Source organism: Streptomyces sp. TOM-9, from assembly GCF_056858595.1.
In genome coordinates this window covers 2,717,501-2,730,780 of the sequence record NZ_JBXEQB010000001.1, presented here as the reverse complement: position 1 = coordinate 2,730,780, position 13,280 = coordinate 2,717,501, and the positions used below count along the sequence as shown (strand labels likewise).

At 73.0% G+C, this 13,280-nt stretch carries 17 protein-coding genes (1 of these 17 cut by a window edge); 10 read left to right on the top strand and 7 right to left on the bottom strand.

The window, feature by feature from the left end; genetic code table 11:
* Nucleotides 1-16 precede the first annotated feature (16 nt).
* From AC1VWI_RS12810 to AC1VWI_RS12800, 3 genes are all read right to left on the bottom strand, one after another.
* The gene (locus AC1VWI_RS12810) at nucleotides 17-760 is read right to left on the bottom strand and encodes an aggregation-promoting factor C-terminal-like domain-containing protein (RefSeq protein WP_499511111.1); all 744 of its coding nucleotides are present in this window, start codon (nucleotides 758-760) and stop codon (nucleotides 17-19) included.
* Between the two features lie 315 nt (nucleotides 761-1,075).
* Nucleotides 1,076-2,134, bottom strand: a complete 1,059-nt coding sequence (locus tag AC1VWI_RS12805; RefSeq protein ID WP_499511110.1) for an S-adenosylmethionine:tRNA ribosyltransferase-isomerase — start codon at nucleotides 2,132-2,134, stop codon at nucleotides 1,076-1,078.
* Nucleotides 2,131-2,829, bottom strand: a complete 699-nt coding sequence (locus AC1VWI_RS12800; protein WP_499511109.1) for an SDR family oxidoreductase — start codon at nucleotides 2,827-2,829, stop codon at nucleotides 2,131-2,133. The genes AC1VWI_RS12805 and AC1VWI_RS12800 overlap by 4 nt, the downstream gene beginning before the upstream one ends.
* 189 nt (nucleotides 2,830-3,018) lie before the next feature.
* Here AC1VWI_RS12800 and AC1VWI_RS12795 point away from each other — a divergent pair, with 189 nt between their 5' ends.
* From AC1VWI_RS12795 to AC1VWI_RS12780, 4 genes are all read left to right on the top strand, one after another.
* Entirely contained in the window at nucleotides 3,019-4,173 is a 1,155-nt protein-coding gene (locus AC1VWI_RS12795) for a GAF domain-containing sensor histidine kinase (RefSeq protein WP_499511108.1), read from the top strand.
* Entirely contained in the window at nucleotides 4,166-4,810 is a 645-nt protein-coding gene (locus tag AC1VWI_RS12790) for a response regulator (protein WP_499511107.1), read from the top strand. Before AC1VWI_RS12795 ends, AC1VWI_RS12790 begins: the two co-directional genes overlap by 8 nt.
* Before the next feature lie 199 nt (nucleotides 4,811-5,009).
* Nucleotides 5,010-5,258, top strand: a complete 249-nt coding sequence (locus tag AC1VWI_RS12785) for a chaplin (RefSeq protein WP_018560570.1) — start codon at nucleotides 5,010-5,012, stop codon at nucleotides 5,256-5,258.
* 248 nt (nucleotides 5,259-5,506) lie between these two features.
* On the top strand, nucleotides 5,507-5,746 hold the full coding sequence (locus AC1VWI_RS12780; RefSeq protein ID WP_499511106.1) for a chaplin: 240 nt from the start codon (nucleotides 5,507-5,509) through the stop codon (nucleotides 5,744-5,746).
* Nucleotides 5,747-5,808: 62 nt separating this feature from the next.
* Here the strand turns inward: AC1VWI_RS12780 and AC1VWI_RS12775 are convergent, their stop codons facing one another.
* Entirely contained in the window at nucleotides 5,809-6,606 is a 798-nt protein-coding gene (locus AC1VWI_RS12775; RefSeq protein WP_499511105.1) for an Rv1486c family protein, read from the bottom strand.
* A gap of 114 nt (nucleotides 6,607-6,720) precedes the next feature.
* On the opposite strand from AC1VWI_RS12775, the gene AC1VWI_RS12770 reads away from it, so the two are divergent.
* From AC1VWI_RS12770 to AC1VWI_RS12755, 4 genes are all read left to right on the top strand, one after another.
* Nucleotides 6,721-7,512, top strand: coding sequence for an ABC transporter ATP-binding protein (locus AC1VWI_RS12770; protein ID WP_499511104.1), 792 nt, complete (start codon nucleotides 6,721-6,723; stop codon nucleotides 7,510-7,512).
* Between the two features lie 111 nt (nucleotides 7,513-7,623).
* Nucleotides 7,624-8,034, top strand: a complete 411-nt coding sequence (locus AC1VWI_RS12765; protein ID WP_499516787.1) for an NfeD family protein — start codon at nucleotides 7,624-7,626, stop codon at nucleotides 8,032-8,034.
* 128 nt (nucleotides 8,035-8,162) lie between these two features.
* Nucleotides 8,163-9,092, top strand: coding sequence for an SPFH domain-containing protein (locus AC1VWI_RS12760; RefSeq protein ID WP_499511103.1), 930 nt, complete (start codon nucleotides 8,163-8,165; stop codon nucleotides 9,090-9,092).
* 103 nt (nucleotides 9,093-9,195) lie between these two features.
* Entirely contained in the window at nucleotides 9,196-9,963 is a 768-nt protein-coding gene (locus AC1VWI_RS12755; protein WP_499511102.1) for a sulfite exporter TauE/SafE family protein, read from the top strand.
* Between the two features lie 27 nt (nucleotides 9,964-9,990).
* Here AC1VWI_RS12755 and AC1VWI_RS12750 read toward each other — a convergent pair whose 3' ends face one another.
* The 3 genes from AC1VWI_RS12750 to AC1VWI_RS12740 all read right to left on the bottom strand — a co-directional run bounded on the left by AC1VWI_RS12750 (nucleotide 9,991) and on the right by AC1VWI_RS12740 (nucleotide 12,265).
* Entirely contained in the window at nucleotides 9,991-10,494 is a 504-nt protein-coding gene (locus tag AC1VWI_RS12750; RefSeq protein WP_499511101.1) for an HNH endonuclease, read from the bottom strand.
* A gap of 408 nt (nucleotides 10,495-10,902) precedes the next feature.
* Nucleotides 10,903-11,436, bottom strand: a complete 534-nt coding sequence (locus AC1VWI_RS12745; RefSeq protein ID WP_499511100.1) for a YbhB/YbcL family Raf kinase inhibitor-like protein — start codon at nucleotides 11,434-11,436, stop codon at nucleotides 10,903-10,905.
* Nucleotides 11,437-11,482: 46 nt separating this feature from the next.
* Nucleotides 11,483-12,265, bottom strand: coding sequence for a sporulation protein (locus AC1VWI_RS12740; protein WP_499511099.1), 783 nt, complete (start codon nucleotides 12,263-12,265; stop codon nucleotides 11,483-11,485).
* Nucleotides 12,266-12,349: 84 nt separating this feature from the next.
* Between AC1VWI_RS12740 and AC1VWI_RS12735 the strand changes: the two genes are divergently transcribed.
* Nucleotides 12,350-13,027 (top strand): DNA-3-methyladenine glycosylase, encoded by a 678-nt coding sequence (locus AC1VWI_RS12735; RefSeq protein WP_499511098.1) that lies wholly within the window; start codon nucleotides 12,350-12,352, stop codon nucleotides 13,025-13,027.
* Between the two features lie 64 nt (nucleotides 13,028-13,091).
* Nucleotides 13,092-13,280: the start of a tyrosine--tRNA ligase gene (tyrS, locus tag AC1VWI_RS12730; protein WP_499511097.1), read on the top strand. It continues 1,080 nt past the right edge of the window; the window shows 189 of its 1,269 coding nt (coding positions 1-189); the start codon lies at nucleotides 13,092-13,094; its stop codon lies beyond the right edge, outside the window.

The following is a 13,280-nucleotide window of genomic DNA, read 5'->3' as shown; positions in this document are numbered from 1 at the left end:
GTCCGCGCCCGGCGGCTCAGTACCAGTGGTTGGCCTGCCAGAACGACCAGGCGCCGCAGGGGCTGCCGTAACGCCCGTTCATGTAGTCAAGGCCCCACTTGATCTGCGTGGCAGGGTTGGTGCGCCAGTCCGCGCCCGCGGAGGCCATCTTGGAGCCCGGCAGCGCCTGGACCAGGCCGTACGCGCCGGAGGAGGGGTTGACCGCGTACGGGTTCCAGGTGCTCTCGTGCATCACGATGTTGGCGAAGCACTGGAACTGGGCCGCGTCGCCGATGATCTGCTGCGCCATCTGCTGCGGGCTGCCGGACGGGGCCGCCGGGGCGGCCGCGCGCGGTGCCGGACGCGAGGTCTCGTGCCGCTGCTGCGGGACGAGGGCCCTGCGCTCGTGGCTGCGGTTGGCGGCCAGCTGCTCCTGCCGGCGCGCGTGGGCCCGGTGCGCCTCCTGCGCGGCCTGGCGGGCGCGCTGCTCGGCGTGGCGCTTGCGCTCCGCGGCCTGGTGCGCGACGTGGGCGGCGTGCTGCCTGGCGAGCGCCTTGCGGTGCGCCACGTGCGCGACGTGCGACGCGTGCTGCTTGGCGGCGGCGGACCGTGCCTGTCCGGTGACCGCCTCCGGTGCCTTGCCGGAGGCCTGCGCGGTCCCGCTGGTCCCGGTCACACCGGTGATGGCCAGGACACCCACACCGGCCGCGGCGAGGCCGGCGGCGGAGAACTTGTGGGTCTTGGTCAGGCGGTCGAACTTCGGGATCGTCGGGAGCTGCATGGGGGAGTGACCTCTTCCATTCGGCTGCGCCCCACTCCGCCCTCGGGCAAGGAGAGGCGCCGCGTGTCGAACGCGGCGCGGAGCGACCCGAGCATTCTTAGCCCCGGGAAATTCCCCGACCAAACCCATCCATTACTACCCGAAGTCGTAGTGGCCGGACCGGCCGGGTACGGCACACGCCGCACTTCCGGCCGATCCGGCCGCCGCGCCGCCTACTAGGCGTCCTCGTACGTGACGTACGCCCTATGTGCCGCCTCACAGGCCCGTCGCGCACCGCGACCGCGCGGCGACCGCGGGTGCCCCCGGGCGGGGCCGTCAGGGCAGCAGCAGGTTCACGTCCCCGAACTCGTGCCAGAGGTAACCGGCCCCCACCGCAGCGCCGTAGACCCGTTCCAGCAGCTCGCGCCCGGCCACCGCCTCCAGCATCAGCAGATGCGACGCCGCGGGGTCGTGCAGCCCGGTGAGGAGGCCGTCCACCGCCCGTACGCCCCGCTCCGGCGTGACCACCAGGTCCGTCCAGCCGCCCGCCGCCGCGACCCGCCCCCGCTCGTCGGCCGCCGTCTCCAGGGCGCGCACCGCCGTGGTGCCCACCGCCACCACCCGGCCGCCACCCGCCCGGGCGGCGTTCACCAGCCAGGCGGTGCTCTCCGGCACCGAGAAGCGCTCCGGGTAGGGCGGCTCGTGCGCCTCGCCCGAGGACACCCCGGTGTGCAGCACCACCGGAGCGATCTGCACGCCCCGGCTCACCAGCGCCGTGACCAGCCCGGCCGTGAAGGGGCGCGCCGCGCTCGGCATCTCCGCCGAGCCGAGGCCGTCGGCCGACGGCACCGAGAAGACCGTCTGGTACGCCGCCAGCGGCTGGTCGCGCCGGGTGTACGCGTACCGGATCGGCCGCCCCCGCCGGTGCAGGAACGCCATCGCGTCCGCCACCGACGCCCGCGCCACCCACAGCCGCTCCCCGCAGGGGCTCAGCGGCTCCTGCAGCATCAGCCGCTCACCCTCGGGCAGCGCCACCGCCACCCCCGCCGGGCCGCCCGTCCGCGGCCGGGTCGTGCCCCGTCCGTCGGGCGTCCGCAGCTCCACCACCCAGCGCCCGTCGTCCAGCAGCCCCGAGAAGTGCACCACCACCGGGGACTCGCCGAGCGCCGCGTCCACCGCCGCCGGCAGGGTCCGCGAGGTGTTCACCACCAGCACGTCCCCGGCCCGCAGCAGCCCCGGCAGATCACCGAAAGCGTGGTGCGCGACCTCGCCCCGGGCCTGCCCGCCCACCAGCATCCGCACCCCGTCGCGGCCCGACGCCCCGTCGGCACGCTGCTCCACCGGGACCCGGGCCGCCAGTGCCTCCGGCACCCTCAGCGCGCCCAGCGAGGTCATCGCCCGGCCTCCAGCAGCGCCGGGGCCACGTAACGGCCACCGGCCGCGCCCGTGTCGAGCAGCCCGAGCATGGCCGGCACCACGGACTCGGGGGCCGGGCGCCCGTCCGCGTCCGGATCGTCGGGCACCGCCGCCGCGTACAGCGCGGTCCTCATGTCGCCCGGGTCCAGCCACCACACCCTCAGCTCCGGCTCCTCCACCGCCAGCACCGCCGACAGCTGCTCGAGCGCCGCCTTGCTCGCGCCGTACCCTCCCCACGTGGGGTACGCCTCGACCGCGGCGTCCGAGCTGATGTTGAGCACCGCCCCGCGCCGCCGGCGCAGCAGCGGCAGCCCCTCCTGCACCAGGCCCAGCGCGGCCACCACATTGGTCTCCAGCGCCGCCCGCAACCCCTCCAGCGGCTGCTCGGACAACGGCCGCAGCGGCTCGGCGCCCAGTGCGCTCGCGTTGTTCACCAGCAGGTCGAGCCCGCCGAAATCCCAGGCCGCCGAGACCAGTTCCACCCGGTGCCGGGGGTCGGTGACGTCGCCCGGCAGCGCGGCCACCCGCGTCCGGCCCGCCAGCTCCCCCTCCGTCCGCTTCAGCGCCTCGTCCGACCGCGCGTCGATCACCAGGTCCCAGCCCCGCTCCGCGAGCGCTCCGGCCAGGGCCCGTCCCAGTCCCCGCGACGCCCCCGTGATGATTGCCACCGGCATGACGTGTCCTCCCACCGGCCGCCCGGTCCGTCGCCCGGCGGCCGCCCCCCACCGTAGGAACGGCCCCGTCCCGGCCACCTCGGCCGCCCGCAGCACCGGGGCAGGGAACTTCGCCCTAGGTCCACGGACCGGGGGCGCTCGGTCACCAGGCCGATCCCGCCGGCCGCGACCCGCCGGTACGGTGAGGTCATGTCCAGCCGATCGTCCCGACGCGGCATCGAGGCGGTGAGCGCGGCCGTCCTCGCGATGAGCCGGCACCTGGAAGTGCGCGAGGTCCTGCAGACCATCGTGTCGTCCGCCCGCGAACTGCTCGACGCCGAGTACGCGGCGCTGGGCGTGCCGGACGACCACGGCGGCTTCGCCCAGTTCGTCGTGGACGGCGTCAGCGACGAGCAGTGGAAGGCGATCGGCCCGCTGCCCCGGCAGCACGGCATCCTCGCCGCGATGCTCCACGAGGCCACCCCGCAGCGCCTGCGGGACGTGAAGGGCGACCCCCGCTTCGGCGGCTGGCCGTCCGCCCACCCCGACATGTCCGACTTCCTCGGCATGCCGGTGGTCGACGGCGACGAGATCCTGGGCGCCCTCTTCCTCGCCAACAAGCGCTGCGCCACCCGCCCGCCGGAGGACGGCCGCGGCTTCACCGAGGAGGACGAGGAGCTGCTGCGCACCCTGGCCGCGCACGCCGCGATCGCCCTCACCAACGCCCGCCTGTACGAGCGCAGCCGCGAGCTGACGCTCGCCGGTGAACGGGCCCGCATCGCCCACGAACTGCACGACGCCGTCTCGCAGAAGCTGTTCTCGCTGCGGCTGACCGCCCAGGCCGCAGCCGCCCTGGTGGCCCGCGACCCGGAGCGCGCCCGCCAGGAGTTGCGGCAGGTCGCCACGCTCGCCGCCGAGGCCGCCGACGAACTGCGCGCGGTCGTGGTGGAGCTGCGCCCCGCCGCCCTGGACGAGGACGGCCTGCTGGCCACCCTGCGCACCCAGGTCGACGTCCTGGACCGGGCGCACTCGTCGCGGATCTCCTTCAGCCACCGCCAGGTCCGCGCCCTGCCCGCCGCCCAGGAGGAAGCGCTGCTGCGGGTCGCCCAGGAGGCCCTGCACAACGCGCTGCGCCACGCGGAGGCCGCCTCGGTGACGGTGCGCCTGGAGGGCCGGGGCAGGGGAGCGGTGCTCACGGTGCGCGACGACGGGCGGGGCTTCGACCCGTCCGCGGTGCGCCGGGCCGGCCGCCACCTGGGACTGGTCTCCATGCGGGACCGGGCCGACGGGGTGGGCGGCGGACTGACGGTGGACTCGGCGCCCGGCAGGGGCACCGTGATCGAGATGGAGGTGCCCGGTGGCTGACGGCCCCATTCGCGTCCTGCTGGTCGACGACCACCAGGTGGTCCGGCGCGGCCTGCGGACCTTCCTGGAGGTGCAGCCCGACATCGAGGTGGTGGGCGAGGCCGGGGACGGCGAGGAGGGCGTGCAGCGCGCCGGGGAACTCGCGCCCGACGTGATCCTGATGGACGTCCGGATGCCGGGCGTCGACGGCATCGAGGCCCTGCGCCTGCTGCGCGACAGCGGCAGCAAGGCCCGCGTCCTGGTCGTCACCAGCTTCACCGAGCAGCGCACCGTCGTCCCGGCGCTGCGCGCGGGCGCGGCCGGTTACGTCTACAAGGACGTGGACCCGGACGCGCTGGCCGGCGCCATCCGCTCGGTCCACGCCGGCCACGTGCTGCTGCAGTCGGAGGTCGCCGACGCCCTGCTCTCCCAGGAGGACTCCGGTCCCGGTCAGGGCCGCGGTGGCACCCTTACCGACCGGGAGCGCGAGGTGCTGTCGCTGATCGCGGAGGGTCGCTCCAACCGGGAGATCGCCCGCGCCCTGGTGCTGTCGGAGAAGACCGTCAAGACCCACGTGTCGAACATCCTGATGAAGCTGGACCTCTCCGACCGCACCCAGGCCGCCCTGTGGGCGGTGCGGCACGGGATCGGCGGCTGATCCGGCGCACCTCAGGGGCGTCCGACGCCACGGAAGCCGGGGCACGTAGCGGTAGGACAAGCGGATCGTCGCCATCCGGAGTGAGATTCATACCGTCGGGTGTATGTCCCCCGGATGGCGCAACCTGGCCGGGCGTGGGCCGTTCTCCATGGCGTGCTGCGGCGCCTGCCGCGGTACCCATGCAAGGAGGGTCAAGAACGTGAAGAACCTGCACAAGGCCGCCGCCGTCGCCATGGTCGCCGGGAGCCTCGCCATGGTCGGCGCGGGTGCCGCCTCCGCCCACAGCGGTGGCGCCCAGGCCCACGGTGGCGCGAAGAACAGCCCCGGCGTGGTCTCCGGCAACGTGATCCAGGTGCCGGTGCACGTTCCGGTGAACGTCTGCGGCAACACCATCAGCGTCATCGGTCTGCTCAACCCGGCCATCGGGAACGTCTGCGTCAATCGCTGACCCAGGACGTCACCCCCACGGCACGGCCGTGACCACCGGCCCCGGAGCGTTCCGCCGCCCCGGGGCCGGTCCGTTCCTGCGGCTCACGGCGTCCGCGCGCACGGCGCGCGCGGCACACGCCGGTGCGACACGCAGATTCCGCCGTACGGAGGTTTCCGGTGCGCTCCCCGTGTCAACGCCCCGGGCTCCGCGTTCCTCACAGTGCGGCTCCTCGAACCGGGCCGTGCCATCACAGGAGGAACAGTTTCATGAACAGCGCCAAGAAGGCCGCCCTGATCATCGCCGCCGCCGGTGCGGCCGCCGCCGGTTCGGCCGGTACCGCGCTCGCCGAATCCCACGCGGGTGCCGTGGCCGCCGGCTCGCCCGGTGTGCTCTCCGGCAACGTGATCCAGGTTCCGGTGAACATCCCGATCAACCTCTGCGGCAACACCATCGACGCGGTCGGCATCCTGAACCCCGCGATCGGCAACGTCTGCTTCAACCACTGACGTGCCCTGAAGGCCCCGCGGACAGCGTCGTCCGCGGGGCCTTCGCCCGTTCCCGGCCGGCCTCAGCCCCGGCGCCGCTCGGCCTCCTCGACGTACGCGTTGTACGCCGCCACCTGCGCCCGCCGTGCCGTACGCTCCACCGGCCGCAGCAGCTCCGCCCGGGCGGCGATCTCCGAGGCGCTGACGGCCGCCCCGTGCCCGGACCGGGCCCCGGTCGCGATCCCGACCAGCGCGCCGACCCGCTGGGCCAGTTCCAGCACCCGCACCGCCCGCGGCGGATACCCCGGCGCGAGCACCTCGCGGCCGCGCGCCGCCCGCGCCCGGTACGCCTCCAGAGCCGCCTGGGCCGCCGGGCCCGCGCCGGCCACGTCCAGCCGCGCCAGCGCCTCCGTGGCGTCCCGCAGCGCCTCCGCGAGCTCCCGTTCCGCCTCGCCCAGCGAGGGCACGTCCGCCGGCGGAGCGTCCCGCACCTCCAGGCACTGCCACTCGACCGACACGTGCACGTCGCCCTGCGGGCCGGCCTCCGTGACCTCCGGCACCAGGCCGATGGCCGGTCCGCCGACGGTGATGACCGCTTCGCCCGCCGCCAGCGCCCGCGCGTTGAACTCCGGCGGCCCGCTGAGCCCGAGCGGGTGCCCGGGCACCGGGAGCGCTATCCGCAGCCCGGACACGCCGAGCGCGCGCAGCCGCCCCAGCCCCAGCGTCAGCCCCACCGGGCCGGCCTCCCCGGGGAGGCCCGAGATCCGGTGGACCGAATCGTCGGCGATCACTTCCTGAGCGGCGTCATCCGGCGCGGCAAGTCCGGCAATCAGGGCATTTCCCCAAGCCGCCAGCCGTCCTGAGCGAGGTTCGTCGAGCATCCCCCCAGCCTAAGGACTGGGGCGGCCCGGGCGTGGCGTAGATTTCCTGGGGGCGGCGCCTACAGGTGCTCGCAACGGCAGACATGCGATCGGGAAGTGGGAGACAACACGCTCATGAGCGATGTTCTGGAGCTGGTGGACGTATCCGTGGTCCGAGACGGCCGGGCTCTGGTGGACCAGGTCTCCTGGTCGGTCGCCGAGGGCGAGCGCTGGGTCATCCTCGGTCCCAACGGCGCCGGCAAGACGACCCTGCTGAACATCGCCTCCAGCTACCTCTTCCCGACCTCCGGCACCGTCCAGATCCTCGGCGAGAAGATGGGCGGCGTCGACGTCTTCGAACTGCGCCCCCGCATCGGCATCGCGGGCGTCGCCCTGGCCGAGAAGCTGCCGCGCAAGCAGACCGTCCTGGAGACCGTGCTCACCGCCGCGTACGGCATGACCGCGCACTGGCAGGAGAGCTACGAGCAGGTCGACGAGGACCGCGCCCGCGCCTTCCTGGACCGGCTCGGCATGAGCGACTACCTCGACCGCAAGTTCGGCACCCTCTCCGAGGGCGAGCGCAAGCGCACCCTCATCGCGCGCGCCATGATGACCGACCCCGAGCTCCTGCTGCTCGACGAGCCCGCCGCCGGCCTCGACCTCGGCGGCCGCGAGGACCTCGTCCGCCGCCTCGGCCGGCTCGCCCGCGACCCGATCGCGCCCTCCATGGTCATGGTCACCCACCACGTCGAGGAGATCGCCCCGGGCTTCACCCACGTCCTGATGATCCGTCAGGGCAAGGTCGTCGCCGCCGGCCCCATGGAGACCGAACTCAGCTCCCGCAACCTCTCCCTGTGCTTCGGCCTCCCGCTCGTCGTCGAGCGCCGCGGCGACCGCTGGACCGCCAACGGGCTGCCCCTGAAGTGACCCCCTGAGGCCCCCCGCGCACGAAGCCCCGCGCCGAAAGCCTCGGGGAGAGCCGTCGCACCCTGTCACAGATCCACTGCGGACCCCTACGATGGGCCTGTGGACGACTGGTTGTGGTGGCTGATCGCCGCCGTGGGGCTGGGTATTCCGCTCGTGGTGACCGCGATGCCCGAGTTCGGGATGTTCGCGGTCGGAGCCGTCGCCGCCGCGATCGCGGCAGGCCTCGGCCTGGGCATCACTCCGCAGGTACTGATCTTCGTCATCGTCTCGGTCGCGGGCATCGCCGTCGTACGCCCGCTGGCCAACCGGAGCCGCTCGCAACGCCCGGAGCTGCGCAGCGGCATCGACGCGCTCAAGGGCCGTCAGGCCGTCGTCCTGGAACGGGTCGACGGGCACGGCGGCCGGATCAAGCTCAACGGAGAGGTCTGGTCGGCCCGTTCCCTCGAGACGGGACGGGCCTTCGAGCCAGGCGAGAGCGTGGACGTCGTCGAGATCGAGGGCGCGACGGCCGTCGTGATGTGATCCTGCCCGCCCCCGCACCCCGAGACGGCACGGGAATTCGCCGAACCCGGCCCGCCTCCCCGCGGGGTCTGTCAGACTTGATCATGTCTTCGTACAGGTAGCCACAGGCAATCGGCGTGGGAGTGGACGTGCAGCCGATCATCATCGTCCTGATCATCCTGGTGGTGCTCGTCTTCATCGCGCTCATCAAGACGGTCCAGGTCATCCCGCAGGCCAGCGCGGCGATCGTCGAACGCTTCGGTCGCTACACCAGGACCCTGAGCGCGGGCCTCAACATCGTGGTGCCGTTCATCGACACCATCCGCAACCGCATCGACCTGCGCGAGCAGGTCGTGCCGTTCCCGCCGCAGCCGGTGATCACCCAGGACAACCTGGTCGTCAACATCGACACGGTCATCTACTACCAGGTCACCGACGCGCGGGCGGCCACCTACGAGGTCGCCAGCTACATCCAGGCGATCGAGCAGCTCACCGTCACCACGCTCCGCAACATCATCGGCGGCATGGACCTGGAACGGACCCTGACCTCCCGCGAGGAGATCAACGCGGCCCTGCGCGGCGTCCTCGACGAGGCCACCGGCAAGTGGGGCATCCGCGTCAACCGCGTCGAACTCAAGGCCATCGAGCCGCCCACCTCCATCCAGGACTCGATGGAGAAGCAGATGCGCGCCGACCGCGACAAGCGCGCCGCCATCCTCACCGCCGAGGGCATCCGGCAGTCCCAGATCCTCACCGCCGAGGGCGAGAAGCAGTCCGCGATCCTGCGCGCAGAGGGCGAGGCCAAGGCCGCCGCCCTCAAGGCCGAGGGCGAGGCCCAGGCCATCCGCACGGTCTTCGAGTCCATCCACGAGGGCGACCCCGACCAGAAGCTGCTCGCCTACCAGTACCTGCAGATGCTCCCCAAGATCGCCGAGGGCGAGTCCAACAAGCTCTGGATCATCCCCAGCGAACTCAACGACGCGCTCAAGGGCCTCGGCGGCATCGTCAACCTCCCCGGCGCCCCCGGCAACGGCGAGGGCGGCACCCGTCGCGAGACCCCCCGGCTCGACAAGGACTGAGCAGTGCGGCGGCCGCCGCGAACGCGTATGACATGATCCGTGCGCTCCGGCTCCCCCCGGTCCCGTCGGGGGGAGGGGAGCCGCACCGACCATGGAGACGCCTATGACCTACTGGGAAGCCCTGGCCGTGTTCGCGGCCGGGATCGGAGCCGGCACCATCAACACCGTCGTCGGCTCCGGCACGCTCATCACCTTCCCCGTCCTGCTCGCCGTCGGCCTGCCGCCCGTCACCGCCAACGTGTCCAACACCCTCGGCCTCGTCCCCGGTTCTCTCAGCGGCGCCATCGGCTACCGGCGCGAACTCGCCGGACAGCGCGACCGCCTGCTGCGGCTCGGCGCCGCCGCCCTCGTCGGCGGACTCACCGGGGCCGTCCTGCTGCTGGCGCTGCCCTCCCAGGCCTTCGACACCATCGTGCCGATCCTGATCGCGGTGGCCCTCGTCCTCGTCGTCGTCCAGCCCAGGCTCTCCCGCGTGCTCCAGGCCCGCCGGGCCGGCAACGGCACGCACGCCCCCGAGCACGGCGGCCCGCTCCTCCTCGGCGGCCTCCTCCTCGCCAGTATGTACGGCGGCTACTTCGGCGCCGCCCAGGGAGTCATCTACCTCTCCCTGATGGGCGTCCTCCTCGAGGAGTCCTGGCAGCGGATCAACGCCGTGAAGAACGTCCTCGCGCTGATCGTCAACGGCGTCGCCGCGGCGTTCTTCCTCTTCGTCGCCGACTTCGACTGGACCGCCGTCGCGCTCATCGCCGTCGGGGCGGCGCTCGGCGGCGTCCTCGGCGCCCGCATCGGCCGCCGCATGCCGCCCGTCGCCCTGCGCGGCGTCATCGTCGTCGTGGGCCTCGTGGCGATCGCCCAGCTCCTGCTGAAGTAGCCGGGCGACCGCCTCGGGGCACAGGACTCAGGCCGGCAGCGCGAGCCAGCCGGGGGCGTCCTCACGGTCCTTCAGACCCAGGGCCAGCAGCAGCGCGTCCGCCGGGGTCGGCTCGAACGGCTGGGTCAGCAGCCGCATCCCCGCCTGCTCCGGCGTACGGTCCGCCTTGCGGTGGTTGTCCTCCGCGCACGACGCAACGGTGTTCAGCCAGGTGTCCCCACCACCGCGCGAACGCGGCTGCACGTGGTCCACGGTCGTCGCCCTCCGTCCGCAGTACGCGCACCGGTGCCGGTCCCTGACCAGCACACCCCGCCGCGACCACGCGGCCCGTTGTCGGAAGGGCACCCTCACGTACCTGCAGAGCCTGATCACCTGCGGCACGGGTACCTCCACCGCCGCCGCGCGGATCCGCAGCCCGGGATGAGCCTGCTCGACCACGGCCTTGTCCTGCATGACCAGCACCACCGCACGCCGCAGCGACACGGTCGACAGCGGCTCGAAGCTCGCGTTCAGCACCAGCGTCTCACGCACGTCGCCCACCCCTCGGGTCCATCCCCGCCCCGCGGCGAGGTGGCTCCACTGTGACCGGGCCATACCCGCGCGGACAACGCAATTTCCGCACGTGAAAGCGAACAGGAGGAAACGGGGAACGAAACGGTGGCCCCGGCCGCCGGCCACTCCGGGCGCCCGCCCCCGTGGGGTCCGGGGCGCCCGGAGCGCGGCGATCGGCGTGGACGCCCGGGCGCATGACCGGGCTCCGGCGGACGGCAGGCAGGTCGCGCGGCGAGAGCCGCACAGCGCAACGCCCCGCCGCCCCCGCCACTGCGGTGCCGACCCCCGGTGACGGTCAGGTCACCAGGCAGACACCACAGTGCGATGCGGGAGCGCCGGGGCGCAACGGAATTTGGGACCCCCGGCCCTCGGCCGGGAGCGCCACGACTACTGCGGGTTCTCGTACTCGCCGATCAGGTTGGCCCGCGCGATCGCGTGGAACCGCAGGTTGAAGCCGACGACGGCGGGCGACACGTCCCCGTCGGGCCCCAGCTTCTCCTGGTCCACCGCGTACACGGTGAACACGTAACGGTGCGGTCCGTCCCCGGGCGGCGGCGCGGCGCCGCCGAAGTCCTTGCTCCCGTAGTCGTTGCGCACGTGCACCGCACCCTCGGGCAGCCCCTTGAAGCCGTCACTGCCGGCACCCGCGGGCAGCTCCGTCACCGACACCGGGATGTCGAAGAGCACCCAGTGCCAGAAACCGCTGCCCGTGGGCGCGTCGGGGTCGTAGCACGTGACGGCGAAGCTCCCGGTCCCCTCGGGGAACCCCTCCCACCGCAGGTGCGGCGAGACGTTGCCCTCGGCGTAGACCTGGGAGTCCTTCAGCGTGCCGCCCGGCTCGATGTCGTCGCTCACCACCGTGAACGACGGCACCTGGGGATGGAAATCGTGGGGGAGCGGCCGCCGCTTCTGCTCGGTCACCTCGGTACCTCCTGCTGATCGCGAAACGCGCTTCCGCCCGCCGATCCTAGAACCAGTTGCGCTTCCCGCCGACCTCGGCCAGCCACTGGTTGAGGTAACCCGCCCAGTCGGTCGCGTGGAAGTTGTTCAGGTCCACGGTGAAGGAGCGGAACGCGTCGCTGCCCTCGCTGAACAGGCCCGGCTTCTTGTCCATCTCCAGGATGACGTCCATCTCGTGGCCGTCGGCGACGAAGCTCAGCTCCACCTGGTTCAGCCCGCGGTACTGCTGCGGCGCGAAGAACTCGATCTCCTGGTAGAACGGCAGCCGCTGCCGCGTACCGCGGATGTGGCCGCGCTCCAGGTCCGCGTTCTTGAAGCCGAAGCCCAGCTGGCCGAACGCGTCGAGGATCGCCTGCTGCGCCGGCACCGGGTGCACGTTGATCGGGTCGAGGTCACCGGAGTCCACCGCACGGGCGATCGCCAGCTCCGTCGTCACCCCGACGTTCATCCCGGTCAGGTGACGCCCCAGGAAGGTCGTGATCGGGGTCTCCCACGGGATCTCCAGCCCGAACGGCACCACGTGCACCGCACCCGGCTGCACCTCGAACGCCCCGCCCAGCTGCTGCCGGTGGAACTCGACGTCCTGCTTGTACTCCGCGTCCTGGCCCTCGACCTCGACGCGGGCCTGCAGGCCCACCGACAGTCCCTCGATCCGCTGCGGCACCGAGCCGCCCTGGATCCGCACCTCGCCCTGGACGACCCCGCCCGGGACGACGTTCGGCTCGTTGAGCACCGTCTCGACCGACGCGCCACCGGCGCCCAAGCTCGCAAGCAGCTTCTTGAAGCCCACGATGTCCCTCTCCCTTTACTGGCGGTTGCCTCGGTCATTACGAACGCGGCCCCACCCCGAACGGTTCCATTACTCTCGTACCGCATGATCCCCCCTCCTGAAAGCACCCCGCTCCCCAGGTCCTTCTTCGACCGCCCGGTGCTGGAGGTGGCCCCCGACCTCCTGGGGCGGACCCTCGTACGCAGGACGGACGACGGCCCCGTGGCACTCCGGCTGACCGAGGTCGAGGCCTACGCCGGCCCCCTCGACCCGGGCTCCCACGCCTACCGCGGGCGCACCGACCGCAACGCGGTCATGTTCGGCCCGCCCGGCCACGCGTACGTCTACTTCACCTACGGCATGTGGCACTGCATGAACATCGTCTGCGGCCCCGAGGGCAACCCCAGCGGGATCCTGCTCCGCGGCGGCGACGTCATCGAGGGCGCCGACCTCGCCCGCGGGCGCCGGGTCACCTCACGGCGCCCCCACGACCTCGCCCGGGGCCCCGCCCGCCTCGCCACCGCCCTCGACATCGACCGCGCCCTCAACGGCGCCGACGTCTGCCCCGACGACCCCGCCGCCTCGCCCTTCCGCGTCCTGACCGGCACCCCGCCCGACCCCGCCGCGGTCCGCACCGGACCGCGCACCGGCGTCGGCGGCGACGGCGCCGCCCACCCCTGGCGCTTCTGGATCGACGGCGACCCCACCGTCAGCCCCTACCGCGCCCACTCACCCCGCCGCCGCGCCCCAGGGGGCGCAAAAGGAGTCGAGCGGAACGCGTAGTCTCGGAAAGACTCCGTACGCACAGGTACGAGGCACCGACCGACACCGAGGAGACACGAGAACCGTGACGGACATCGTCGACGAGCTGCGGTGGCGAGGGCTGATCGCCGTTTCCACCGACGAGGACGCACTGCGCAAGGCGTTCGCGGACGGCCCGGTCACGGTCTATTGCGGCTTCGACCCCACCGCCCCCAGCCTCCACCTCGGCAACCTGGTGCAGATCCTCACCATCCGCCGGCTCCAGCTGGCGGGC